The organism is Streptomyces sp. NPDC026301 (assembly GCF_055567935.1).
On record NZ_JBVHPN010000010.1, the window covers coordinates 305,601 to 329,470 of the forward strand.

Annotated in this window: 20 protein-coding genes; 7 read left to right on the forward strand and 13 right to left on the reverse strand. The window is 74.3% G+C overall.

The features are described 5' to 3' along the window. Positions 1-36 precede the first annotated feature (36 nt). From ACZ4MH_RS20060 to ACZ4MH_RS20080, 5 genes are all read right to left on the reverse strand, one after another. Positions 37-816, reverse strand: a complete 780-nt coding sequence (locus ACZ4MH_RS20060; protein ID WP_351597180.1) for an exodeoxyribonuclease III — start codon at positions 814-816, stop codon at positions 37-39. Between the two features lie 39 nt (positions 817-855). Next, the gene (locus ACZ4MH_RS20065; RefSeq protein ID WP_351597226.1) at positions 856-1,491 is read right to left on the reverse strand and encodes an MBL fold metallo-hydrolase; all 636 of its coding nucleotides are present in this window, start codon (positions 1,489-1,491) and stop codon (positions 856-858) included. A gap of 64 nt (positions 1,492-1,555) precedes the next feature. Continuing rightward, positions 1,556-2,845, reverse strand: coding sequence for a bifunctional 3-oxoadipate enol-lactonase/4-carboxymuconolactone decarboxylase PcaDC (gene pcaDC / locus ACZ4MH_RS20070; RefSeq protein WP_351597183.1), 1,290 nt, complete (start codon positions 2,843-2,845; stop codon positions 1,556-1,558). Between the two features lie 211 nt (positions 2,846-3,056). Beyond that, on the reverse strand, positions 3,057-3,695 hold the full coding sequence (locus ACZ4MH_RS20075) for a hypothetical protein (RefSeq protein WP_351597186.1): 639 nt from the start codon (positions 3,693-3,695) through the stop codon (positions 3,057-3,059). Further along, positions 3,692-4,813: an ROK family glucokinase gene (locus ACZ4MH_RS20080; RefSeq protein ID WP_351597189.1), complete on the reverse strand. Its 1,122-nt coding sequence runs from the start codon at positions 4,811-4,813 to the stop codon at positions 3,692-3,694. Before ACZ4MH_RS20080 ends, ACZ4MH_RS20075 begins: the two co-directional genes overlap by 4 nt. A 472-nt stretch (positions 4,814-5,285) precedes the next feature. Here ACZ4MH_RS20080 and ACZ4MH_RS20085 point away from each other — a divergent pair, with 472 nt between their 5' ends. Continuing rightward, positions 5,286-5,519: a chaplin gene (locus tag ACZ4MH_RS20085; protein WP_351597192.1), complete on the forward strand. Its 234-nt coding sequence runs from the start codon at positions 5,286-5,288 to the stop codon at positions 5,517-5,519. Positions 5,520-5,632: 113 nt separating this feature from the next. Here the strand turns inward: ACZ4MH_RS20085 and ACZ4MH_RS20090 are convergent, their stop codons facing one another. Next, a complete protein-coding gene (locus tag ACZ4MH_RS20090; RefSeq protein ID WP_351597195.1) occupies positions 5,633-6,295 on the reverse strand; it encodes a maleylpyruvate isomerase N-terminal domain-containing protein in 663 nt (220 codons plus the stop codon). Between the two features lie 63 nt (positions 6,296-6,358). Between ACZ4MH_RS20090 and ACZ4MH_RS20095 the strand changes: the two genes are divergently transcribed. Then, positions 6,359-7,336 carry an NAD(P)/FAD-dependent oxidoreductase gene (locus tag ACZ4MH_RS20095; RefSeq protein WP_351597198.1) on the forward strand — a complete coding sequence of 326 codons (978 nt, stop codon included), beginning with the start codon at positions 6,359-6,361 and terminating at the stop codon, positions 7,334-7,336. A 37-nt stretch (positions 7,337-7,373) separates the two neighbouring features. Here ACZ4MH_RS20095 and ACZ4MH_RS20100 read toward each other — a convergent pair whose 3' ends face one another. Further along, positions 7,374-8,090 carry a TetR/AcrR family transcriptional regulator gene (locus ACZ4MH_RS20100; protein ID WP_351597201.1) on the reverse strand — a complete coding sequence of 239 codons (717 nt, stop codon included), beginning with the start codon at positions 8,088-8,090 and terminating at the stop codon, positions 7,374-7,376. A gap of 88 nt (positions 8,091-8,178) precedes the next feature. Here ACZ4MH_RS20100 and ACZ4MH_RS20105 point away from each other — a divergent pair, with 88 nt between their 5' ends. Next, complete coding sequence (locus tag ACZ4MH_RS20105; protein WP_467754603.1) at positions 8,179-9,858, forward strand: CocE/NonD family hydrolase; 1,680 nt, start codon at positions 8,179-8,181, stop codon at positions 9,856-9,858. A gap of 30 nt (positions 9,859-9,888) precedes the next feature. Here ACZ4MH_RS20105 and ACZ4MH_RS20110 read toward each other — a convergent pair whose 3' ends face one another. From ACZ4MH_RS20110 to ACZ4MH_RS20135, 6 genes are all read right to left on the reverse strand, one after another. Further along, positions 9,889-10,869, reverse strand: coding sequence for an NADP-dependent oxidoreductase (locus ACZ4MH_RS20110; protein WP_351597204.1), 981 nt, complete (start codon positions 10,867-10,869; stop codon positions 9,889-9,891). Positions 10,870-11,026: 157 nt separating this feature from the next. Further along, positions 11,027-11,875, reverse strand: a complete 849-nt coding sequence (locus ACZ4MH_RS20115; RefSeq protein WP_351597207.1) for an ATP-binding cassette domain-containing protein — start codon at positions 11,873-11,875, stop codon at positions 11,027-11,029. Beyond that, on the reverse strand, positions 11,872-12,945 hold the full coding sequence (locus ACZ4MH_RS20120; RefSeq protein WP_351597210.1) for an ABC transporter permease: 1,074 nt from the start codon (positions 12,943-12,945) through the stop codon (positions 11,872-11,874). The genes ACZ4MH_RS20115 and ACZ4MH_RS20120 overlap by 4 nt, the downstream gene beginning before the upstream one ends. Then, positions 12,942-13,955 (reverse strand): sugar ABC transporter substrate-binding protein, encoded by a 1,014-nt coding sequence (locus tag ACZ4MH_RS20125; RefSeq protein ID WP_351597213.1) that lies wholly within the window; start codon positions 13,953-13,955, stop codon positions 12,942-12,944. Before ACZ4MH_RS20125 ends, ACZ4MH_RS20120 begins: the two co-directional genes overlap by 4 nt. 104 nt (positions 13,956-14,059) lie before the next feature. Further along, entirely contained in the window at positions 14,060-15,076 is a 1,017-nt protein-coding gene (locus ACZ4MH_RS20130) for a sugar ABC transporter substrate-binding protein (RefSeq protein WP_351597215.1), read from the reverse strand. Between the two features lie 142 nt (positions 15,077-15,218). Further along, on the reverse strand, positions 15,219-15,992 hold the full coding sequence (locus ACZ4MH_RS20135) for a GntR family transcriptional regulator (protein ID WP_351597218.1): 774 nt from the start codon (positions 15,990-15,992) through the stop codon (positions 15,219-15,221). A 206-nt stretch (positions 15,993-16,198) separates the two neighbouring features. Between ACZ4MH_RS20135 and ACZ4MH_RS20140 the strand changes: the two genes are divergently transcribed. The 4 genes from ACZ4MH_RS20140 (at position 16,199) to ACZ4MH_RS20155 (ending at position 23,864) form a co-directional block, all read left to right on the forward strand. After that, entirely contained in the window at positions 16,199-16,591 is a 393-nt protein-coding gene (locus ACZ4MH_RS20140) for a CU044_2847 family protein (RefSeq protein WP_351597220.1), read from the forward strand. A 2-nt stretch (positions 16,592-16,593) separates the two neighbouring features. Further along, positions 16,594-18,963: a VMAP-C domain-containing protein gene (locus ACZ4MH_RS20145; protein ID WP_467754604.1), complete on the forward strand. Its 2,370-nt coding sequence runs from the start codon at positions 16,594-16,596 to the stop codon at positions 18,961-18,963. Positions 18,964-19,125: 162 nt separating this feature from the next. Next, positions 19,126-20,025, forward strand: a complete 900-nt coding sequence (locus ACZ4MH_RS20150; RefSeq protein ID WP_467754610.1) for an AAA family ATPase — start codon at positions 19,126-19,128, stop codon at positions 20,023-20,025. A gap of 5 nt (positions 20,026-20,030) precedes the next feature. Then, positions 20,031-23,864 carry an SAV_2336 N-terminal domain-related protein gene (locus ACZ4MH_RS20155; RefSeq protein WP_467754605.1) on the forward strand — a complete coding sequence of 1,278 codons (3,834 nt, stop codon included), beginning with the start codon at positions 20,031-20,033 and terminating at the stop codon, positions 23,862-23,864. The last annotated feature ends 6 nt before the right edge of the window (positions 23,865-23,870 follow it).

Consider the following 23,870-nt stretch of genomic DNA (forward strand, 5'->3'; position numbering starts at 1 on the left):
GCGTGCCCCGGCCGGCCAGGCGCGTCATCCGTCCCGTCACACGTCCAGGTCGACGACCACCGGCGCGTGGTCCGAGGCGCCCTTGCCCTTGCGCTGCTCGCGGTCGACGTAGGCGTCGGAGACCGCCTTGGCGAACGGCTCGTTGCCATAGACCAGGTCGATGCGCATTCCGCGGTTCTTCGGGAAGCAGAGCTGGCGGTAGTCCCAGTACGTGAAGGGGTGGTCGTACTTCAGGGGGCGCGGCACGACGTCCGTCAGGCCCGCGCCGCGCAGGTCGGCGAGGGCCGCCCGCTCGGCCGGGGTGACGTGCGTGGCGCCCTCGAAGGCGGCCGTGTCGTAGACGTCGTCGTCCGTCGGCGCGACGTTGTAGTCGCCGAGGACCGCGAACGGGCGGTCGCCTCCCGCGTCGCCCGCGATCGCGGCCTTCAGCGCCTCGAACCACTGGAGCTTGTAGGCGTAGTGCGGGTGCTCGACCTCGCGGCCGTTGGGCACATAGACCGACCAGACGCGGACCGGTCCGCAGGTCGCCGAGACGGCGCGCGGCTCGGCCACGCCGTCGTACGTCGGATCACCGGGCAGGCCCTCGACCACGTCCGCCAGGCCGACCCTGGACAGCACGGCCACGCCGTTCCACCGGCCCGTGGCGTGCACCGCCGCTTCGTACCCCAGCTCGCGCAGCTCGTCGAAGGGGAACTGCTCCTTGGAGCACTTGGCCTCCTGGATGCACAGCACGTCCGTGCCGGTGGTCTCCAGCCAGGCCAGCAGCCGGGGCAGGCGGGCGGTGATCGAATTGACGTTCCAGGTCGCGATGCGCATGAGTGCCAACCTACCGCCCGCCTGTGACAGTCGCCGTCCTCAGCCGAGCGCGGCCGCCTGACCAGGCGCGAGGCGGCCGTGGTCGGTGCCGCCGAGCTGGCCGATCATGCGGTCGTAGATCGGCCGGGCGTGCTCCTGGAGGAGGCTGTCGTGGACGTCGATGGCGTGCCGCGGCTTGACCTCGCGCAGGTAGTCGATGATCTCCGCCACCTTGTTCCAGGGCGCGTGCACGGGCAGCAGGAGGGTGTCGACCGGGCGGCCGGGGACGGTGAGCGCGTCGCCGGGGTGGAAGACCGAGCCGTCGACGAAGTAGCCGACGTTGGTGACCCGCGGGATGTCGGGGTGGATCACGGCGTGCAGCTGCCCGTGCACCTCCACCTCGAAGCCGGCGGCCGTGAAGGTGTCGCCCTCGCCGACGGTGTGCACCCGGCCCGGGAACGCCGCCGAGATCTGCTCGGCGACCGAGGCGAGCGTCCAGATCTCGGCGGCCGGGTTGGCCTCCATGGCCGCCCGCAGCCGGTCCTCGGCGAAGTGGTCGGGGTGCTCGTGGGTGATCAGGATCGCGTCGGCGCCCACGGCCGCGTCCTGCTCGCTGAAGCCACCGGGATCGATGACCAGCGTCCGCCCGTCCTTGGCCAGCCGGACGCAGGCGTGCGTCTTCTTGGTGAGTTCCAGTTCCATGGCCCCATCTTGCCGCGCGGAGCCGTGCGAATCCGCGACCGGGCTCGGGCTCCGGCGCTCAGTCCTCCGGCGTGGTCTCCTCGCGGATGACGCGCTGCGCGATGGTGAAGGCCGCGCCCGCGGCCGGCACGCCGCCGTAGACCGCGGTGTGGATCAGCGTCTCCTTGATCTCCGCGGGGGTGAGGCCGTTGCGGAGCGCGGCGCGGACGTGCACGGCCAGGTCGTCGAGGTGGCCGCTGGTGATCAGCGCGGTGAGCGTGATGACGCTGCGGGTGCGGCGGTCCAGGCCCGAGCGGGTCCACACCTCGCCCCAGACGTTGCGGGTCAAAAAGTCCTGGAAGTCGCCGGTGAACTCGTCGGCGGCGGCCGCCGCGCGGTCCACGTGCGCGTCCCCCAGCACCTCGCGGCGGACCTTCATGCCCGCGTCGTAGGAGTCGGTGCCGACCATCTCGGGCTGCTCGGCGGCCGGCTCGATGGCGACGACCGGCGGCTGGGGCTGCGCCTGCTGCGCCGGCTTCGGGGTGAGGACGGGCTTGGGCGGGGTGGCGCCGAGCGCGGCCTGCCCGGCCGGCTTGTCCTGCCAGGCGGTGGAGAAGTGCCGGATGAGCAGCTCGGTGATGGCGGCGGGCTGCTCGACGGGGGCGAGGTGCGAGGTGCCGGGCACCAGGGCGAGGCCCGCGTCCGGTATCCCGGCGACCAGGGTGCGCGCGTCGGCGGTCGGGGTGATCAGGTCGTCGGAGCCGACGACCACGAGGGTGGGCGCGGAGATCCTGCCGAGCTCGCTCCGGACGTCGAAGGCGGCCAGCGCCTCGCAGGCCGCGATGTAGCAGCCGGGGTCGGTGGTGCGCACCATCTGCACGGCCCACTCGACGATGGCGGGCTGGGCGGCGGCGAAGCCGGGCGTGAACCAGTGCTCGGGCGCGGTGCGGGCGATCGGGTCCAGGCCGTTCGTACGGATCACCACACCGCGCTGCCGCCAGGCGTCGGCGGTGCCGAACCGGGGCGATGCCGAGACCAGCGCGAGCGAGGTGAGGCGCTGGGGGTGGGCGAGCGCGAGCTGGGCGCCGATGGCGCCGCCCATGGCGCAGCCGGCGTAACCGAAGCGGTCGATGCCGAGGCCGTCGAGGGTGGCGATCACCCGATCGGCCAGGTCGGCGACCGAGGCGGCGGGGTAGGCGGGTGATCCGCCGTGGCCCGGGAGGTCGAAGCGGACGACGCGCCACTGACGGGTCAGTTCGGGTATCTGCCGGTCCCACATGTGCCAGGTGGTGCCCAGCGAGGCGCCGAGGACAAGTACGGGTGCGTCGTCGGGGCCGTCGATCCGGTGCTGCAGGGTCTTCTCGCTCACCCGGCCACGCTACCCAATCAAACCGCCCACTCCTGACACCCGGGTCAGTAATCGGGCAACGCTCCGGCCGGAAGAGTCGGTCATGGCAGCAGAATCGGCTCATAACCGGCTGGCCGGGATCGCCCGCAGGTGCTCCGGGCGGCATTCTTCATCAGAGTTTCGCCACCGGAACCCGACCGTCCGCGCCGGGCCCGGAGCCCGACGCGCCCCGTCAGAACCGTGTCGTGGACACGATGTACACCACGGGGTGGCCGTCCTCGGCGAAGTCGACCGTGATCCGCTGCGAGGGCCGCGGCGCCTTCTCCTTGTGGACCAGGCCCGCGTAGCCGTCCCCGACCGTGAAGTCCCACTTGACCCGCGCCGCCTGCTCCGGCGAGATCGTGGCGACGTCCTTGCGCAGGTCATCGCGGGTGCGCCCGTAGTGCGCCAGGAACTGGTCCAGGCCGTCCTGGGACGTGCGGAACGTCACGTAGAGCGAGCTGGTCTTGAAGGAGTTGGTCTCGAAGTACGCGACCGGATACGAGTACGACGGGATCGGCACGTCGTAGATCCGCCGCTGCACCTTGGAGGGCCACTGCCAGGTGAGCCCCGCCATCTTGGCCCGCTCCTCCTTCTCCTGGCCGCTGTCCCGGCTCTGCGCGGCGGAGAGCGCGAGGTAGCCGGCCGGGATGGCGATCAGCAGGAAGACGACGACGGCGGTGAGCCAGCGGCGCCGGCGGCTCGGCGGGGGCGCGTGCACCCCGCCGTCGCCCGCCGCGGGGACGTCGTCGCGCGCGTCCCGGTCGGGGTACTCGGAGCGGTCGTGGCGCTCGGGGTGGTCGGTCACGGGTGCCTGTTCCAGGTCGGTCATCGGCGGCCGGTCCGCTCATAGCGTTCGTACCGCTCGACGCGGCGGCGGTTGGCGCGGCGGAAGCGGCGGGCCACCAGCCGGGCGAGGTCGGCGGCGCCGACCATACCGGCCTCGGGGCCGAGCTGGGCCCGGGCGATGCGGGCCTCGGGGCGGTAGCCGCGGCCTGTGAGGGTGCGCCGGAAGGCGTCCCGGGCCGGGCCGATGAGCAGGTCGTCCGCCGCGCTGACGCCGCCGCCGATGACGAAGCAGGAGGGGTCGAGGGCCGCGGCGAGGTTGGCGATGCCCACGCCCAGCCACTGGCCGATCTCGGCGAACAGCTCGACGCACATCGCGTCGCCCTCGCGGGCCAGCTCGGTGATCAGCGGCCCGGTGATGTCGGGGATGTTGCCCTTGACCCGCTCGATGATGTTGTACGCGACCGGGGAGTCGGCGGCCGCCAGCTCGCGCGCCTCGCGCACCAGGGCGTTGCCGGAGCTGTACTGCTCCCAGCAGCCGCGGTTGCCGCACGGGCAGCGGTGCCCGCCGGGCACCACCTGCATGTGCCCGAACTCGCCGGCGACCCCGTACTTGCCCCGCTTGACCTGCCCGTCCTCCAGGATCGCGCCGCCGATCCCGGTCCCGAGCGTGATCATCACGAGGTGGTCCTCGTTGCGCCCGGCGCCGAAGCGCCACTCGGCCCAGGCGGCCGTATTGGCGTCGTTGTCGACCATGACGGGGACCGCGAGGCGGCCCGCGAGGCGGTCGCGCAGCGGCTCGTTCCGCCAGTTCAGGTGGGGGGCGAAGAGGACGCGGCTGCGGTCGGCGTCGACCCAGCCGGCCGCGCCGATGCCCACGGCGTGCACGTCGTGCCGGTCGGAGAGGTCCAGCACCAGCTCGGTGATGGTGTCCTCGACGACCTGGGGGCTCTTGGACTTGTCCGGCGTCTCGGTGCGGACCTTCTCCAGGATGTTCCCGTCGGCGTCCACGACGCCCGCCATGACCTTCGTCCCGCCGATGTCGATGCCGACGGTGGGCACGCGGGGCGCGCTGAGGTGCGAGCGCCGCTCGCGGGTGCCGACCGTGCGCAGCACGGTGGCCCGCGCCGATCCACGGTGCACCCTGTCCCGGTACGTACTCATGCTCGGCTCGTCTCGTCCCTGTGCGGTCTCGGGAGGCCATGGCCTCGGCTGGCGTCCGGGCGGGCACAGCCCACCCGCCGTGCGATTGTGCATCAAAGCCGCCCCGCGGCGCACCGCAACCCTCTGACCTGTGGCCTTTCTCAAAGTACGGCGAACCCGGGAACCGTCTGCGCCGGCGCGCACCGGGTGGCGGCGCACCCGGCCCGGCCGCTCCGGTGCGGCCGCCAACTGCCCGCTGGACAAAGGGGGTTCGCCCGGGAGCGGGTTTCCCGGCCGGTGCTCGCCGTCCGGGAAACCCGGGTGCGGGGCCCCCGGCGGGCCCGGGCGGCGCCTGACGGGCCGCGAGAAAGCCCTGGTCACAGGCGTTTTTTCGGGACCGTGTGCCCCTGACGGCCGAATCCGACGGGCCCCGCGGCCACCCGTGGGTTGTGATGGGAACCGTTGATGTTCCGCCCTCTGTGAGGAGAACGCTATGCGCATCCGTACCGCCGCAGCCGCGGCCATTCTGGCCACCGCCGCCCTCGTCGGCAGCGCCGGCGCCGCCGCTGCCGACTCGGGCGCCCAGGGCAGCAGCAGCCACTCGCCGGGCGTGATCTCCGGCAACACCATCCAGGTACCGATCCACGTGCCGGTCAACGCCTGCGGTCTCTCCGTCGACGTGGTCGGGCTGCTGAACCCCGCAGACGGGCAGTGCGCCAACAAGTAACGTCGCGCCCCACTCCGGTGCCGGCCTCCTTCGGGGGGCCGGCACCCCTCTGTTCCCGGGCCGCGCCGGCTCGTGTTCCCGGGCAGGACCAGCCGCCGGGGACCGACCGGGGGTCAGGGTGCCGCGATCTCCCGGGGCCTGCCGTCCCACTGCCACGACGTGCGGCGCGGGTGGCCGGGGAGTGCGATGCGGCCCGTGCACCACAGGAGCGCGGACCAGCGGTCGGTGACCGGCGGGGCGTCGGGGAAGATCCGGGCCAGTGTCCGGTCGCACAGCCCGTCGGGCGGCGTCCACGGCAGGCCGAGGCTCTCGGCGATGTCGTGCGTGTGCACCAGCGTCTCGACGACGCCCATGGCCGCGAAGCCCGTGGCGTCGGACACACCGTAGACGTGGAAGGCGCGCTTCTCCGGCGGCGTCGTGCGGACGATGGCCGCCAGCAGCGCGCCGCTCGCCTCCAGTACTTGCAGCAGTCCCGTCGGGCCGGCCTCACGGTCGGCGAAGACGACGTTCGCCGGGCCGCCCGGCCGCTGCCGCGTCCACGCGAAAGGTACGTGCGTGTCCGCCGGCGGACGCGCCGGGCCGAGCTGGGCGGCGTAGGAGAAGAGGTCGTCGGCGAGGTGCTCGGCGGTCTCCCAGCAGTCCCACTCCAGGGCACCGGCCCGCGCGCTCCAGTCCGCCCCTTCCGCGCCGCGCAGGGCGGTGACCGCCAGCCGCACGGCTTCCTCGACATCGGCTGCGGTGACGGGCCCGCCGGGTGTTCTCTGAAGGGAAGACATGGCGCGGAAGGTAGCAATGGCCGTCCGGTCGGAGCACCCGATTTACCGGAAGAGAGTCGGACCATGGTCGCGCAGGCGCAGGAGGAACGGCGGTACGACGTCGTGGTGGTCGGCGGTGGTGCCGCCGGGCTGAGCGGGGCGCTGGCCCTGGTGCGGGCGCGCCGTTCGGTACTGGTGATCGACGACGGCCGGCCGCGCAACGCGACGGCGGACCGTACGCACAACTTCCTGACCCGCGACGGCACGCCGCCCGCGGAGCTGCTCGCGGCCGGCCGCGCCGAGGTGACCGGGTACGGCGGCGAGATCGTGGCGGGCGAGGCGGTGGCGGCCGAGCGGCAGGAGGGCGGCGGCTTCCGCGTCCTCCTGGAAGCGGGCCCGCCGGTCGCGGCCCGCCGGCTGCTCGTGGCGACCGGCCTGGTCGACGAGCTGCCCGAGGTGCCGGGGATGGCGGAGCGGTGGGGGCGGGACGTGCTGCACTGCCCGTACTGCCACGGCTGGGAAGCCCGCGACCGGGCGATCGCGGTGCTGGCCACGGGCCCGCTCGCATGCCGGCAGGCCCTGATGTGGCGGCAGTGGAGCACCGACGTGACGCTGCTGCTGCACGTCTCGCCGGAGCCCGACGCCGAGGAGTACGAGCGGCTGGCCGCCCGGGGCGTCGCCGTGGTGCCGGGGCGGGTGACGGATCTGGAGGTGGCGGACGGCGGGCTGGCAGGCGTGCGGCTGGCGGACGGGCGGCGGGTGCCCTGTCAGGCCCTGGTGGTGGAGCCGCGGTTCACCGCGCGCGCCGGGCTCCTCGCCTCCCTCGGGCTGTCCGCCGAGGAAGAGCGGTCGTCCGGGGAGGTGGTGGGCAGCTCCGTCCGCGCGGCCGACTCGGGGGCGACGGACGTGCCGGGGGTGTGGGTGGCCGGGAACGTCACGGCCCTGTCCGACCAGGTCATCGGCGCCGCGGCGGCCGGGGTGCAGGCCGCCCAGGCGATCAACTCGGACCTGGTCGACGAGGACACCCGGCGGGCGGTCGACACCCGCCGCGGGTCCGGCTGACGCGGGTCCGGCTGACGCGCGTACTTCAAGAACAGGATCAGCCGGTGTCGAGGCCGTCGATCAGCCGGTCGAGGAACCGGGTGAAGGTGGCGTCGGGGGCGAGCGGGCGGCCGGGCGCGGCGAGGGCCGCGGCGAGCTCCGGGTGGTGGCCGTCGGCGGCGACGGCGGCGAGGTAGCGGGCCTCGGCCGCGGCCCGGCCGGGCGCTTCCGCGGCCGCGGACCGCGCGATCTCGTACCCGACGTGCCCGGCGACGAAGCCGGTGAGCTGGCTGAAGACCTCCAGCTTCGCGGCGCCGTCCAGCCGGGTGGGCCGCAGGGCCGCGAGCGCGTGTTCCAGAAAGGCCAGCGCGTGCGGGCCGGGCGTGCGGCGGGTGGTCAGCGCGGCGGGCAGCCAGGGGTGACGGAGCATCAGGGCGCGCTGGAGGTGGCCGATGGCCTTCAGGTCGCTGCGCCAGTCGCCGCTGAGGGGCCCGTCCGTCGGGAGTTCGCCGCTGACGTGGTCGACCATCAGCTCCAGCAGCGTCTCCTTGTCGGGCGCGTAGCCGTAGAGCGACATGACGCCGGCGCCGACCTCGGCGGCGACGCGCCGCATGGTGACCGCGTCCAGCCCCTCGGCGTCCGCGAGGGCGACGGCCGCGGCCGTGATCGCCTCGCGGCTGAAGGCGGGCTTGCGGCCCCGGCCGGTCCGGGCCGTGCCCAGCCAGAGCTGCTGCGGGTCGACGCCCGCGGCGCCGGCTCCCTCACGACGGGTCATGCTCTTCGCCTTCCGTTGCCTCCGGCCATTCTCGTACAGTGATTCCCGTACAGTGTACGGAAATGAAACAGGGGAACGAGGGGGAACGATGACACCGCACACGCACGGCGTCGTGGCGAGACCGGAGTGGACCGCGCCTTCGGGGAAGCCGCCGCTGTCCGCACGGATGATGCGGGCGACCTGGCGCGGCCTCCCGGCCAAGCGGCACGAAATCGGCTGGGAGCCGGGGCTCGTGGTACCGGCGGCGGACGGCAGTCCCTTGCTGACGGACCACTACTTCCCCCGCGCGGCGGGCGACTTCCCCACCCTTCTCGTGCGCTCGCCCTACGGACGGGGCCTGCCCTGGTCACCCATGTACGGGATGCTCTTCGCCGAACAGGGCTTCCACGTGGTCCTGCAGAGCTGCCGCGGCACCGGCGGCTCGGGCGGCCGGTTCGACCCGTGGCGCGACGAGGCCGCCGACGGCCGGGCCACGGTGGCCTGGCTGCGGCGGCAGCCCTGGTTCACCGGCACGCTGGGCACGGTCGGCCCCAGCTATCTGGGGTACGTGCAGTGGGCGCTCGCGCTCGATCCGCCACCGGAGCTGAAGGCGATGGTGGTACAGGCCGGCCTGCACGATCCGCACGCCTTCTTCCACGCGGGCGGCGCGTTCCACCTGGAGAACGCGCTCGCCGTCGGCGCGGGCATGACGTACCAGCACCGGGGGACGGTGCCCCTCGTACGCGCGATGCTGCGCCTGAAGCGCCGGCTGCGCGAGATCACCACGGCGCTGCCGCTGCGCAAGGCGTACGTACCGGCGCTCGGGGACGTGCCCTGGCTGGACGACGCGATGACGCACCCGGACGCCGACGACCCGCACTGGCACGGCACGTCCGCGGCGGCGGCCGCGGAGCGGTCGAGCGTGCCCACCGCGCTGACCACCGGGTGGCACGACGCGCTCGCCGACCAGACCTTCGCGCAGTACCACCGGCTGCGTCGGGCCGGCTGCGCGACCGCCCTGCTCGTCGGCCCCTGGACGCACACCTCCGCGATGCAACAGGGCTGGCCCGAGGTCTTCGCCGAGAGCCTCGGCTGGCTGCGCGCGCACCTGTGCGGGGACTCCGAAGGGCTGCGCCCCACCCCCGTACGCGTGCACGTCGGCGGCGAAGGCGCCTGGCGGGACCTCGACGACTGGCCGCCGGCCCCCGCCACGACCGCCTGGTTCCCCGCCGCGCACGGGACCCTCACCCGGCAGCCCCCGACGGACTCCGCGCCGCTGGCGTCCGTCCGTTACGACCCCGCCGACCCCACCCCTTCCGTGGGCGGGCCGCTGCTCTCCCCCGGCGCAGGTCCCCGCGACAACGGGGCCCTGGAGGCGCGGGAGGACGTCCTGACGTTCACCGGCCCGCCGCTGACCGAGCCCGTCGACGTGCTCGGCCCGGTCTCCGCGCGGCTGCGGATCTCCACGGACACCGGCCACGCGGACGTCTTCGCCCGCCTGTGCGACGTGGACGCGCGCGACCGTTCCACCAACGTCTGCGACGGGCTGGTCCGGCTGCGGGCCGACGGGCAGGCACCGTCGGCGGTCACCGTGGCGATGAGCTCCACCGCCCACCGCTTCGCCGCAGGGCACCGCATCCGCCTCCAGCTCAGCGGTGGCGCGCACCCGCGCTACGCCCGCAACCCGGGTACCGGCGAGTCCCCGGCCGAGGCCACCGCCCTCGTACCGGCACGGATCACCGTGCACGCGGGCTCGGTGGTGATGCTTCCCGCGGGCAACCAGGAGTGACAGCGGCGGCCCCGCGTCAGTCCCGGACCGTCAGTCCCGGACCTTCAGGACGAGCTTGCCGCGGGTGCGGCCCTGTTCGCCGCGGCGGTGCGCCTCGGCGGCGTGTTCCAGCGGGAGTACGTCCTCCACCTCGACCTTGACCACGCCCTTGTCGATAAGCTCGGCGATCTTCGTGAGGGCCGGGCCGTCCGGCTCCACGAGGTAGCCGCTCGCGCGCACCCCCTGGGCGCGGGCCGCCTCCACCAGCTCCGGCGAGACGCCCGAGGGCACGGCGATGAGCGTGCCGCCGGCGCGCAGGGTGCGCAGCGACCGGGTGCTGGTGTCGTCCTTGTCGTCGCCGACCAGGTCGATGACGACGTCGACGTCCCGGATCTCGTCCTCGAACCGTACGGCGGTGTAGTCGACCAGCTCGTCGGCGCCCAGGCCGCGCAGCCAGTCGTGCTTGGCGGCGCTCGCGGTGCCGATGACATGGGCGCCGAGGTGCTTGGCGAACTGCACGGCGAAGTGGCCGACGCCGCCGGCCGCCGCGTGGATCAGCACCCGCTGCCCGGCGGTCACACGGGCCGCGTCGACCAGCGTCTGCCAGGCGGTGAGCGCGGCCAGCGGCACGGCGGCGGCGTGCTCGTGGTTCAGCAGGGCCGGCTTGCGGGCGAACTGCCGGGAGGGGGCCGTGACGTACTCGGCGTAGGCGCCGGCCTCGCGCGGGAACCACGGCATCCCGTACACCTCGTCGCCGACCGCGAGGGTGTGGACGCCGAAGCCCACCTCTTCCACGACGCCGGAGACGTCCCAGCCGACGGTGAACGGCGGATCGCCGAGGACGCCGAGGCCGCCGCTCTGGCGGGTCTTGTAGTCGATCGGGTTCACGCCCGCGGCGTGCACCCGTACCAGCACCTCGGTCGGCAGCGGCCGCGGCCGCGCCACCTCGGACATCCGCAGGACGTCCGGGCCGCCGAGCGCGTCCTGGCTGATCGCGCGCATGGTGGTCTCGCCGCTCCGGTCGCTGGTCATGTGGTGCCTCCTGTGCGTGTGCGGTACTCGGCGCGGGCGCGCCGCGGGGTCACCGGACCCTGGTACCGGCGAAGCTACCGCCGGGGACCGGCGCCCCCGCGGAAGCCGTCCCGCGCGCCGCACCGGTACCCCGCCACCGGTACCCGTACGCCCGGCCTCAGTGCCTGGGGTGGCCGCCGAGGTGCTCCGGGGACGGCGCGCGCTCCAGTTCGTGGCTGAGCTGCTCCAGTTCGCTGCCGCCGGCCATCTGGCGGGTCAGCTCCTCCAGCGCGATCTCCGGCTTGAGGTGGCTGCCGGCCATCGTGCCGCGCTTGAGCAGGACGAAGCGGTCGCCGACGAGGTAGGCGTGGTGCGGGTTGTGGGTGATCAGGACGACGCCGAGGCCCGCGTCCCGGGCGGCGGCGACGTACTTGAGGACCACGCCGGACTGCTTGACGCCGAGCGCCGCCGTGGGCTCGTCCAGTACGAGGACCTTGGCGCCGAAGTAGACGGCGCGGGCGATGGCCACGCACTGCCGCTCGCCGCCGGAGAGGGTGCCGATCGGCTGGTCGACGTCGCGCAGGTCGATGCCCATCCGCAGCAGCTCGGAGCGGGTGGTCTCGCGCATCGCGCGGGCGTCGAGGTGCTTGAAGGGGCCGACGCCCTTCGTCGGCTCGGAGCCGAGGAAGAAGTTGCGCCAGACCGGCATCAGGGGGACGACGGCGAGGTCCTGGTAGACAGTGGCGATGCCGCGGTCCAGCGCCTCGCGCGGGGAGGAGAGCCGGGCCTCCTCGCCCTCGATCGTGAAGGAGCCGGCGTCGTGCTGGTGCAGCCCTGCGATGATCTTGATGAGGGTGGACTTGCCGGCGCCGTTGTCGCCGAGCACGCAGGAGATCTCCCCCGCGTGCACCTCCAGCGAGACCCCTTCGAGGGCCTTGACGTTGCCGTAGTACTTGCTGACGTCGCTCAGCTCGACGAGCGGCGTACGGGCCTCCGTACGGGCGTCGTGGTCGGTCGCAGTACTCATTTGCTCGCCTCCGCGCGCTTGCGGACCCAGGCGTTCAGCAGCGTGGCGAGCAGCAGCATCGCGCCGAGGAAGAACTTGTACCAGTCCGGGTTCCACTGGGCGTACACGATGCCCTTGCTGGTCATGCCGAAGATGAAGGCGCCGACCGCGGCGCCGATCGCCGAGCCGTAGCCGCCGGTCATCAGGCAGCCGCCGACGGCCGCCGCGATGATGTAGAGGAACTCGTTGCCGACGCCGTCGCCGGACTGGATCGCGTCGTAGGAGAACAGCAGGTGCTGCCCCGAGATCCAGGCGGCGAAGGCGACGCCCATGTACAGGCCGATCTTGGTCTTGGTGACCGGGACGCCGACCGCGCGGGCCGCGTCCGCGTTGCCGCCCACCGCGAAGATCCAGTTGCCCACCCGCGTACGCAGCAGGATCCAGGTGGCGAGCGCGATCAGCGCGATCCACCACAGGATCGTGACCTGGATGTCCACGCCGCCGATCGTGAGGTGCGAGGCGAAGAGCACCCGGGCGGACTCGAAGCCCTCCATGTCGGCGATGGACTTCGTGGAGACCGTGCCGCTGATCAGCTTGGTGAAGCCGAGGTTCAGGCCGGTCAGCATGAAGAACGTGCCGAGCGTGATGATGAAGCTGGGCAGCTTCGTACGGGTCAGCAGGAAGCCGTTGAAGACCCCGATGGCGAGGGTGACCAGCAGGGACACCCCGACGCCCACCCAGGCGTTCGCCGTCATCTGGTAGCTGAACATCGAGGAGATCAGCGCGGAGCTGACGACCATGACGCCGGCCGACAGGTCGAACTCGCCGCCGATCATCAGCAGCGCGACCGGCACGGCCATGATGCCGATCGTCGAGGACGCGTACAGCACCGTCGAGAGGCTGTCGGTCTGCAGGAAGGTGTCGGCCGCGAACGAGAAGAACAGGAAGACGGCGATCGCGCCGACCACCGCGCCCAGCTCGGGGCGGCCCATCAGGCGGCGGGCGAGCGAGCGGTGCACGAGCCGCTCGTCCGGGCCGCCGGCCGGCTCGGTGTCGTGCGGTTCCGCCGGTGGTGCCGCGGTGCTGCTCATCGGGTCCCCCGCTTCGTGTATTCGGCCAGCGCGCCGGCGTCCTTCTTGGTGACCACCTGGGGTCCGGTGAGCACGGGTCGGCCGCCGCCGAGGACGTCGGAGTTGTACTTGTACAGCCAGAGCAGGTCGACCGCCTGGTAGCCCTGGAGGTAGGGCTGCTGGTCGACGGCGAAGCCCAGCGAGCCGTCCTGCAGTCCCTGGGCGACCTGCGCGTTGAGGTCGAAGGTGTCGATCTCGGCCTTGCTGTTCGCCTGGTCCCTGGCCTTCACGGCGGTGGGCGCGAAGGGGGCGCCCAGCGTGACCACGGAGTCGATCTTCGGGTCGGCCTGCAGCTGGGACTCGATGGAGGACTGCACGTCGGGCATGTTCGTGCCCTCGACGTACAGCTTCTTCAGCGTGCCCTTGAAGGTCTTCTGCGCGCCATCGCAACGCTGCTCGTGGCCGACGTTGCCCTGCTCGTGCAGGACGCACAGGGCCTTCTTCTTGTGGCGCTTGTTCAGCTCCTCGCCGACCGCCTCACCGGCGATGGACTCGTCCTGGCCGACGTGGGTGAGCGCGCCGTACTTCTCGGAGACCTCGGAGCCGGAGTTCACGGTGATCACCGGGATGCCGGCCTTCTCGGCCTTGGCCAGTACGCCCTTCATGGCGTCGGGCTTGGCGAGCGTGACGATCAGCCCGTCGACCTTCTGGTCGATGTAGGACTGCACGAGCTGGGCCTGCCGGTTGGCCTCCTCGTCGTGCCCGTAGACGAACTTGATGTTGTCCTTGGCGGCGGCCTGCTTGGCGCCGTTCTGCACGATGTCCCAGAAGGTGTCGCCGTCGCCCGAGTGGCTGACCATGGCGAAGGTCCACTTCGGGGTGTTCACGGCCGCCCGGCCACCGGCCACCTGCGCCTGGCGCGCGTCCTCGGCCCGCTTGCCGCCGGTGGCGCTGCAGCCCGCCAGGGCCAGGCCGAGCACCCCTGCCAGCACGGCGCCCAGCGCGCGTGCCCCTGTCCGAACCCTTGCCACGAGGTCGTGCCCTTCTCGTCGGTTCTCACTGTCCGTAGTCATTCCGCGGGCCCGACGGATCGGGCCCAACCGCCAAGTATCCGTTATGCCCGCTGGTCCCGGGGTCAGCGGGTCCCGCGGGCGGTGTACTTCTCCAGCGCGGGTACGTCCTCGCCGGTGACGATGGCCGGGCCGGTGAGCACCGGGCGGCCGCCGCCCAGTACGTTCCCATTGGTCCGGTTCAGCCAGAGCAGATCGACCGCTTCGTACCCCTGGAGGTAGGGCTGCTGGTCGACGACGAAGGTGATGTCCTTCGCCTTCAGGCTCTTCACCACGGCGGCGTTCAGGTCGAAGGTCGCGAGCTGCGCCGCGCTGCCGGCCTGGTCCCGGGCCTTGACCGAGATCGCCGCCATGGGTGCGCCGAGCGTGACGATCGCGTCGATGCCCTTGTCCGCCTGGAGCTTCGCCTCGATGGAGGACTGCGAGGACGGCGCGTTCGTCCCGTCGACGTTGAGATTCTCGACCGTACCTCGGAAGGATTCCTTCACCCCGGCGCAACGGTCCTCCAGCGAGACGTTGCCCTGCTCGTGGATCACGCACAGGGCCTTCTTCCGGTGCCGCTCGTTCAGCTCGTCGCCGACCGCCCGGCCCGCGACGGACTCGTCCTGGCCGATGTGGGTGAGGGCGCCGTACCGCCGGGAGTACTCGCCGCCGGAGTTGATGGTGAGCACCGGAATGCCGGCCCGCTCGGCCGCTCGAACCGCCGACTTCAGGGCCTGCGGCTTGGCGAGCGTCACGATCAGCCCGTCGACCTTCTGGTCGACCATGCTGCGGACCAGCTCGGCCTGGCGCGACCCCTCCTTGTCGCCGGCGTAGAGAAATTTCACATTGTCCTTCTTCGCCGCCTGCTCGGCGCCGGTCTGGACGATGTCCCAGAAGGTGTCGCCCTCGCCGGAGTGGCTGACCATGCCGATGGTCATGCGGGGCGTCCCGGCGGCCTTCCCGGAAGCGCCGGACGCGGCGTCCTCGGACTGCTTCCCTCCGGAGCCGCTGCAGCCGGCGGCGAGCGCGAGCGCGGCGAGCGCGGCCGCCGCGGCGCGTGTCCTCCGGCAGGTCGTACGGGTCGTGCGCACGGTACGCATCGTGAACCGCCTTCGCTCCCCCGCCGCCCGGTTGCGGCTTGAGGAGTTCTAGCGGCGCCCGACACACCACGTCAATGGTTTGTCAGAACATTCTTACCCAACGAGGCAGGGCGCTCAGGACACTCGGGACACTCAGGGGCACTCAGGGCCGTACGAGGAGCTGGAACTCGAAGGCGTAACGCGAGGCGCGGTAGACATGCGAGCCGAATTCGACGGGCCGCCCCGTGTCGTCGAACGTCGTGCGCTGCATCGTGAGCAGCGGGGCGCCCTCCTCCTCGGCCAGCCGCTCGGCCTCCGCCGCGTCGGCCACCCGTGCGCCGACCGCCTGCCGGGCGCTGTGCAGGGTGATCCCGGCATTGCGCATCAGGCGGTACAGGCCGGTGCTCTCCAGCTGTGCGGTCTCCAGCGTGATCAGCCCGAGCGGGAGGTGGTTGCGCAGGTGCGCCATGGGCTCGCCGTGGGTGAGCCGGAGCCGCTCGACGAGCGCGACCTCCGCGCCCTCGGCGACGCCGAGCGCGGCGGCGACCTCGGCGGTGGCCTCGGTGGTGGTGTTGAGCAGCACCTTCGTGGCGGGCTTCTGGCCGGCCGCCTCCAGGTCGTCGTAGAGGCTGCTCAGCTCCAGCGGGCGCTTGACCTGACTGTGCACGACCTGCGTGCCGATGCCGCGGCGGCGGACGAGCAGCCCCTTGTCCACCAGCGACTGGATGGCCTGCCGGACGGTCGGCCGGGACAGCCCCAGCCGCCCCGCGAGCTCGATCTCGTTCCCGAGCAGGCTGCCGGGGGCCAGCTTGCCGGTCTCGATCGCGGCCTCCAGCTGCTGGGACAGCTGGAAGTACAGCGGCACCGGGCTGCTCCGGTCGACGCTGAACTGGACAGGGCTGCCGGCGCCCTCGGTGACTGCTTCGCGTTTCCCCACGCGGCCGAGCGTATCCGCCCACGCCCATGACGGGAAGTCCAGAGGTCACATTGTCCGGACATTATGCCACTGAAGTCATCGCGGGCCCGGCCCGCTCGCCGGCGCCCGGCGCGCGCCCCTCGGTCCGCGCCCGCAGCAGCCGCGACGACCCGCCCCGATCACGAGAAACGGATAGCCACAAGGGGCGCAGGCGGCACAATGGGGGGATGCCGGAGTACGCCGAACTGCAATTGTCCGACCGCACGTTGGTCCGCCTCGCCCTCGCTCCCGTCGGCACGCCGGCGGCCGTCGTGCCCGCCGCCCGGGCGGATCTGCCCGACGGGGCCGGCACCGTCGAGCCGGTGGGCCGTGGTGCCGACCGGGTGGCCGCGCTCGCCGGGGACGGGCTGCGGGCGGTGCTCAGCCCGCTCGGGCCGCTGCTCCAGGAAGTGCACGACTCCGTCGCGCGCACCGAGCGGCCGCCGCAGGAGCTGTCCGTGGAGTTCGGCGTGCAGATCGGGCAGGACCTCAAGCTCGGCATCGCCGGGGGCAGCGCACAGGCCGCCATGAAGATCACCGCCAGCTGGCGGCTGCCGGGCACCGCGCCCCAGGAAGGCTGAGGGTGCGGTGGTTCGGCGCCGGCGCGGAGGGCGCCGGGGAGGACGCGGCGCCGGACGAGCGGGCCGGGCTGGTCACGGTGTACGGGGCGGACGAGGACGGCCCGGGGGGCGGAGAACGGACCGCCGTGCGGGCTCCGTTCGCCGCCGCGCCGTTCGCCGCCGGCCCGGTCGGCGGCAGTGCGCTCGGCGCGTACTCGGCCGGGCTCCGCGCGATGCCGCGGAGCGGCGTCCGCACGGTCGGCGCCGGTGTCTGCCTCACCTCCCGGCATGTCCTCACCTGCGCCCACGTCGTCAATCTCGCCGCCGGCCGGGACCGGCTGGAGCATTCCCACCCCGGCACGGTGGAGCTGACGGTGGGCTTCCCCGGTGCCGCCGGGGACACTCGCGGCACCGCCCGGCTCACCCACTGGATACCGCCGCGGGACGAGCAGTTCCCCGAGCGGCACTGCCCCGTGCCGCCCGGCGCCCGGCGCTGGCGCGGCGACCTCGCCGTACTGGAGCTGACCGCCGACCCGCCGTCCGGCGTCACGCCGCCCCGCTGGACCGCGATGGCCGGTGCCCAGACCGTTCGCGCCCGGTACGGCACCGGCGACCCCGAGCACACCGCGTACGGCCGGATCGCCTCCGTCGAGGGCGGCATCGGCTATGTGCACGGGCGGCCCACCGGCGCGGCCATCCGCGGCGGTTACAGCGGCGGCCCGGTCTGGTCGGTGGCCGACCACCGCGCGGTCGGGCTGGTCGCCGCCATGGTCACGCACGGCACCGGCCCCTACGACCCCGCCATGACCACCCGGCTGAGCTGGTCCTTCTCCTGGCAGGTCATCAAGGAGGAGCTGATCGCCGCGGGCGCCCGCGCCCTGCTCGCGGACTGCGCCGACCCGGTACCGCAGCAGCGCACCCCCGACCGGCTCCGCGAGGACCTGCGCCTCCTGCTGGACCGCGCGCTGCCCGACGAGGCGCACCTCCGCAAGCACGCGGCGCGCTTCGCCGAGCGGTGCCGGCTGCCGCACCCCGAGGACGGCTCGCTGCCGACCCTGGAGGAGTGGACGGAGGTGCTGGTCACCGTTGACCGGGCGGTGCCCGCGCTGGCCGAGGTGCTCGCGCCGTACGACCCGGTGAGCGCCCGCGCGCTGCGCGACCTGGCCCGGCTCACCCCGCGCCTGACGGACCACTGGATGTCCCCGTGGGAGGAGCAGGCGCTGCTCCAGCTGCTCGGCACGCTCCCCGACGACGTCCGCCGGCGGGTCCCGGAGGCCACCCGCAGCGCCTTCCCGTATCCGCTGCCGGACGAGGTGGTGGACGGTACGGGGCTCAGCGACCCGAAGGTCTTCGCCGCGTACGCGCGGCGCTGGGTGAGCGCGCTGGAGAGCCGCGCGGGCGACGGGCGGCAGGTGCCGGCCGGTTCGCCGGGCGTGCCGGCGCTGCTGCGCGCGGTGGAGTTCGTCGCCGCGCTCGGCAGCCCGCTCGCGCAACGCACCGAACTGCGGCTGTGGAACGAGCGGATGGCGGGCCACCTCGGCATCGACGCGGGCACCCTCGCCGACCGGCGGGCCGACGCGGACCAGTGGGCGCAGGCCGCGGTGAGCGCGCCGCCGCGGCTGGTGGTCGAGCTGACCGGCGGCACGGGCCACGGCCGCACCCGCCGGTACGACGTGGGGTTCTGGACGGACGTGGGCGACGGGCGGCTGCAGCCCGCCGCGGGCGCGGGCGCCGACCCGCTGACCCCGGCCGAGATCGTCGGAATCCTGCACAAGCATCTGGACCGGCTGGCCGGCGCCTCGGTCGGGCAGGCGTGGCCGGCGGTCGAACTGATCGTGGAACACGGCGACCTGGAGATCGACCTGGACTCCCTGGACGCCGCGGGCGAGGGCCCGCTGCCGCCCAAGGTCGTCGGCACCCGCTATCCGATGGTGCTGCGCTGCCCCAGCATCCGGCGGCTGGCCGACAGCGACGGCGTGTGGCGGCGCCGGTGGCGGGCGCTGGGCAAGAAGGGCGCGGTGCGGCTGGACGCGGCGCACGACGACCCGGGCCGGGTGGCCGGGCTGCTCGACGAGGACCTGGACGCGTCCGTCGTGGTGGTCGGCACGCCGCACGGCACCCGCGCCAGGACCGCGACGTGGTGCCTGGCCTGCGGAGTACCGGTACTGCTCTGGGACCGCGGGGAGCAGGCGGCGGACGGCGACCGGCTCTTCGCGCTCGACCCGCCCTCGCGGGTGCACCAACTCCCCGATGCCGTACGGGAGTACCGGGCGAAGGCCCGCCGCTCCCCCGACGACCACCGTGCCCGCCCGGTCCTGGTGTGGGACGATCCGGGCCGTCCGCTGCCGCTGACCGCGCATCTGACCGACCCCTCCGAGCGAGCGGAACTGTAGGAAGTCCAGGGAGCCATGAGCACCGAGAAAGCACCCGCCGACCCCCACGAGCCCCCGGACGCCGCCGTCCCCGGTCCCGCCCGGCCCGCCGACGACGGCGGCACCGGCGCCGCGGACGGCTGGCGGCTGTTCCGCGGCGACGGCCGGGCCCGCCGGCCCGCGATGCCCGAGGCGCCGCCGTGGCGCCGCTTCGGCCACGCGCGCAGGGACACGTCCGCCGCGGGCCCTGGCGGCGGCCCGTATCTGATCGGCCCGGAGCAGGCCGACGTGGTGAGCGCCGCGCTGCACCTGCGCCGCCCGCTGCTGGTCACAGGCCATCCCGGTACGGGCAAGTCCTCGCTCGCGCAGGCCGTCGCGCACGAGCTGTCGCTCGGCCGGGTGCTGCACTGGCCGGTCAACAGCCGCGCCACGCTGCAGGACGCGCTGTACCGCTACGACGCGGTGGGCCGGCTGCGCGAGGCGTCGCTCCGCCGCGACCGGGACGAACCGGAGCCGCACATCGGTACGTTCGTCCGGCTCGGCCCGCTCGGCACCGCCCTCGCGCCCCGTGACCGGCCGCGCGTGCTGCTGGTCGACGAGCTGGACAAGGGCGACGTGGACCTGCCCAACGACCTGCTCGCGGTGTTCGAGAGCGGCGAGTTCGAGATCCCGGAGCTGGCCCGGCTGCCCGAGGACCAGGCCGATGTGGACGTGCTCACCGCCGATCCGGGCGCGACCGAGCCGGTGCACCGCGGCCGGGTCCGCTGCCGGGAGTTCCCCGTCGTGGTGATCACCAGCAACGGCGAGCGGGACTTCCCGCCCGCCTTCCTGCGCCGCTGCGTCCGCCTCGACCTGCCCGACCCGGACGAGAACCGGCTGCGCGAGATCATCGCCGCGCACCTCGGCCCGGACATCCTGCCCGAGGTCGACGACCTGCTCACCGCGTTCCTGAACCGCCGCGCGCTCGGCGAGCTGGCCACCGACCAGCTGCTGAACGCCGTCTTCCTGCGCGCGGGCGGCGTGGACATCGACGCCGAGGCGGTACGCAAGGCCGTGCTGCACCGGCTCGGCGGGACGGTGTAACCACGATGCCGGAGCGGGCCCGCCGCATCCTGGGCGACAGCGGAGTGCCGCTGTCGCCGCAGGAGTTGCTGGACGCGCTCTGGCTGGCCACCCGGCTGCCCGCGCCGGACGGCGCGGCCACGGCGCCGGACCCGGAGCCGGGGAACGGTGCGGCGCCGCCGGAGCCGGACGACCCGTCGGTGCCCGACGCGCCGGACGGGCAGCCGGTACTGCCCGCCCGCTCCCCCGGCCGTGAGGCACGCGCCGCGGCGCCCGCCCGCTCGCCCCGCCGCCCGGACGCCGGGCACGGCCTGCACGGCGGCCCGCTCCGCGCGACCTCACCGGACCGGGACGGCGGCCGCCCGGCCGTGTCCGTACGCGCCCCCGAGGGCAGGGCCGGCACCGACGCGCTCGCCCTCTCCCGCGCGCTGCGCCCGCTCCAGCAGCAGCGCCCGAGCCCGGTCCGTACCGAGGTCGACGAGGCGGCGACGGTCGACGCGATGGCCGAGACCGGGCTCCCGGACGTGGCGATCCTGCCGGCCCGCGAGCGCTGGCTGGACCTGGCGCTGGTCATCGACGACGGCACGTCGATGCTGCTGTGGCAGCGGCTCTGCGGCGAGCTGCGTGGCGTACTGGAACGGCTCGGCGCCTTCCGGGACGTGCGGGTGTACGGGCTGCACACCCGCGGCGGCGGGCGGCCCGGCCTGCGCAGCAGCCCGTTCGGTGACGGCCCGGCCAACGGCGACCCGGGGGTGCTGGCCGACCCCTCCGGCGCCACGATGGTGCTGGTCGTCACGGACGGCATCGGCTCGGCCTGGCGCGGCGGCCAGATGGGGGACGTGCTCGCCGGGTGGGGCCGCTGCGGCCCGACCGCGGTGCTCCAGGTGCTGCCGCCGCAGATGTGGAAGGGCTCCGGGGTGCGCGCCGACCGGTGGGAGGTGACCTCGCGCGGCCGGGCATCGGCGAACGCGACCTGGCAGGTCACCGCCTCCGGGCTGCCCCCGGAGCTGGCGTCCTTCCGGGGCGTGCCGATCCCCGTCCTGGCGCCGCGCCCCGCCTCCGTCGCGGAGTGGGCGCGGCTGGTCGCCTCGCCCGGCGGCACGGCCGTACTCCCCCTGCTGCGCACCGCGCCCGCCGCCGGCGACCTCGGCGCGGACATCGCCGCGGCGCCCCCGCCGCCGCCCGGCACCGACGCGGCGACCGCCGCCGTGCTGCGGTTCCGCGACACCGTCTCGCCCGAGGCGTACCGCCTCGCCGCCCATCTCGCGGCGCTCGCGCCGGTGTCCGTACCGGCCATGCGGCTGGTGCAGGAGTCGGTGTCCTGGCCCGCCGAGACCGCGCACCTCGCCGAGGTGTTCTCCGGCGGGCTGCTGCGCGCCGTGCCGCGCCCGGCCGAGCACGACGTGCCCGAGCGGCTGCGGCAGTTCGACTTCCCCGCGGCGACGAAGGCCATACTGTTCGACACCGTCCCCACCGCCGAACTGCTGGAGACCGGGCTGACGGTGGGCCGCCGGATGGACGAACTGGTCGGCCGGTCCCCGGACTTCCCCGCCTGGATCTCCCACCCGGCGGGCCCGGACCGGCTGCCGGACCACGCCAGGGCGTTCGCCTGGGTGAACGACGCGCTGCTGGTACGGCTGGGGATCGGGCGCGCCGACGCCCTGGCGCCGCGCCGGGCGGCGTCGTCGCCCCACATGACGGCGTCCGGCACCCTCACAGCAGCCGCGCGGATGGCGCCTTCCAGGCCGGCCGCGCCGGTCGCGGCCGGCCGGGCGCCGGTGCCCGGCGTCCTCCCCGGCCCCCGCGTCCCCGACGGTGGCTCGCCCGCGCCCTGGCCCGCCGCCGCGGCGCCGGACGGGGCGCGCGGCGAGAAGCTGCTGAAGACGGCGGTGCTGGACGCGCTGCACCGCGACCCGCACGCCCACAGCGAGCTGCCCGCCTACCTCTTCCTCGGGCCACCGGGCGGCGGCAAGACCACGTTGCTGCGGCAGCTGTCGGCGCGCGCCCAGGAGCTGGACGCGCCGCTGGCCTGGCTGGACCTGGACGGTGCGTACACCTCGATCACCGAGGTGGCCTTGGAGGCGGCCGGGCAGTTCCACCGGGACACCGCCCGGCATCCCGCGCTCGCCTTCCCGGCCTTCGCCGGGCTGCTCACCGCATTCGCCCTCGCGCCCGCGCCGCGTGCCATGAGGGAGCTGGCGGAGTCGGCGCGCGGCGTGCTGGGCCGCTTCCCGCTCGGCGACGTCCCCGGTACGGTCCGGGCCGGCCTGCAGAGCAGTCTGGACGCGCTCGGGGACGCACCGCCGCCGCCCGGCGTCGGCGCCGTGCTGCGGCTGGCCGGTGAACCGCGGCTCCGGCTGCGGCACTTGGAACGGGCGCTGGCCGGCGTCGCGCGGCGCAGCGGCGGCAGCGCCCGCGACCTGCTGCGGTATCTGCGGCGGCAGCTGGCGGGCCGCCCGGACGAGGCCGGGATCGTGGACGAAGTACTGCTGCGGGCGCTGCTCTCGGACCTGCGGACGGCCTACGGCGCCGGCTCCCCGCGCCGCCGCACCACGCACTGCCTCCTGCTGCTGGACAACGCCGACTGCCCGGTGGGCGAGGCGTTCCTGCAGGGGCTGGCCCACGCCCGGGCGCTGGACAGCGGCGTCACCCCGGCCTGGGACCCGCTGCTGGCCGTGGCCACCGCCGGGACCGTGCCCCGGCAGGTCGACCCGGAGCAGCTGGCCGGGCCCGACCTGCGCTTCCAGCTGACCAACTGGCGGCTGACGCATCGTCAGGAGACCCGCACGGCCGACGACCTGGTCGTCGCCCAGCTCGGCGGGCTGTCCCTGGCCGAGGTCACCGAACTGGCGGCGGAGACGCTCGACGGCACCCGCGGGCTGCCCCGGCCGCCCGTCGCGCGCCCTGCCGGCTGGCTCGGCCGCCTCGTGCACGACCTGACACGCGGCCACCCCGGCGCGGTCGCGGCGCTCCTCGACGCGCTGCCCCGCTTCCCCGCGGACACCGACTGGGCGTACCGGCTGCGCCGGCTGCTCACCCCGGCCGGGCCGCTGCCCGAGGGCACGGGCTGGGACTTCGCGGGCGATCTGCTGCACACGCTGCTGCGGGACGTGCCCGACGAGGTACGGGAGCTGCTGCCGCGGGCCGCGGCGGCGGTCGACCTGGACCACGCGTTCACGGCCTGGGGGCTGTGGGGCGACACGGACGACCGCGCGCAGGGCGCCCTGACCCACTTCCGTACGCACGGGCTGCTCACCCCGCCCGTGCAGGACGGCCAGACCGATCAGCTGCATCCCCTGCTGCGCCACCTGCTCCTGCGCGAACTGGCCGAGCGGCCGGAGACCGGCGCGTTCACCTGGCGGCACGCGCACGACGCGCTGCGGCTGCGGGCGCGCGACCACGGCGAGGGGGCGGTCGCCGCGTACCACGCGCTGGCGCTGGGCGACCTGCCCGCGGCGGCGGAGTACCTCAGCCGGGTGTTCGAGCGGACGACGGACCGGGCCGCGCGGAGCGAGGCGTTCGACCTGGTCCGGCGCGCCCCGGTGCGCGAGTACGTCCTCTTCTCCGACGACTCACCGGTCCGCCGCTACCACCGCCTCGTCCGGCCGCTCGCGCAGGACGACCCGTCGGCGGCGATGGCGCGGGCGCTGGCCGCCGCCTGGCTCGGCCCCGAGCCGGCCCGCAGCGCGAGCGGCCCGGCACGCCCCGGGGCCCAGCCGGGCCGGCCCTACTTCGACCCGCTGACCGACCCGTACGGCATCCTGGTCCCGGCCCTCGGCGAGGCGCTCACCGCGCTCGACCGCCACTATCCGGGCCAGTGGGGCGCGGCGTGCGCGAAACAGTACGACGCGAACGACTGACGCCGC

Coding starts and splice junctions, on each gene's coding strand:
- ACZ4MH_RS20060 (WP_351597180.1), bottom strand. CDS start 816: ATGCGCATCGCGACCTGGAACGTCAATTCGATCACCGCCCGCCTGCCC.
- ACZ4MH_RS20075 (WP_351597186.1), bottom strand. CDS start 3,695: ATGACCGACCTGGAACAGGCACCCGTGACCGACCACCCCGAGCGCCAC.
- ACZ4MH_RS20080 (WP_351597189.1), bottom strand. CDS start 4,813: ATGAGTACGTACCGGGACAGGGTGCACCGTGGATCGGCGCGGGCCACC.
- ACZ4MH_RS20085 (WP_351597192.1), top strand. CDS start 5,286: ATGCGCATCCGTACCGCCGCAGCCGCGGCCATTCTGGCCACCGCCGCC.
- ACZ4MH_RS20090 (WP_351597195.1), bottom strand. CDS start 6,295: ATGTCTTCCCTTCAGAGAACACCCGGCGGGCCCGTCACCGCAGCCGAT.
- ACZ4MH_RS20095 (WP_351597198.1), top strand. CDS start 6,359: ATGGTCGCGCAGGCGCAGGAGGAACGGCGGTACGACGTCGTGGTGGTC.
- ACZ4MH_RS20100 (WP_351597201.1), bottom strand. CDS start 8,090: ATGACCCGTCGTGAGGGAGCCGGCGCCGCGGGCGTCGACCCGCAGCAG.
- ACZ4MH_RS20105 (WP_467754603.1), top strand. CDS start 8,179: ATGACACCGCACACGCACGGCGTCGTGGCGAGACCGGAGTGGACCGCG.
- ACZ4MH_RS20110 (WP_351597204.1), bottom strand. CDS start 10,869: ATGACCAGCGACCGGAGCGGCGAGACCACCATGCGCGCGATCAGCCAG.
- ACZ4MH_RS20115 (WP_351597207.1), bottom strand. CDS start 11,875: ATGAGTACTGCGACCGACCACGACGCCCGTACGGAGGCCCGTACGCCG.
- ACZ4MH_RS20120 (WP_351597210.1), bottom strand. CDS start 12,945: ATGAGCAGCACCGCGGCACCACCGGCGGAACCGCACGACACCGAGCCG.
- ACZ4MH_RS20130 (WP_351597215.1), bottom strand. CDS start 15,076: ATGCGTACCGTGCGCACGACCCGTACGACCTGCCGGAGGACACGCGCC.
- ACZ4MH_RS20140 (WP_351597220.1), top strand. CDS start 16,199: ATGCCGGAGTACGCCGAACTGCAATTGTCCGACCGCACGTTGGTCCGC.
- ACZ4MH_RS20150 (WP_467754610.1), top strand. CDS start 19,126: ATGCCCGAGGCGCCGCCGTGGCGCCGCTTCGGCCACGCGCGCAGGGAC.
- ACZ4MH_RS20155 (WP_467754605.1), top strand. CDS start 20,031: ATGCCGGAGCGGGCCCGCCGCATCCTGGGCGACAGCGGAGTGCCGCTG.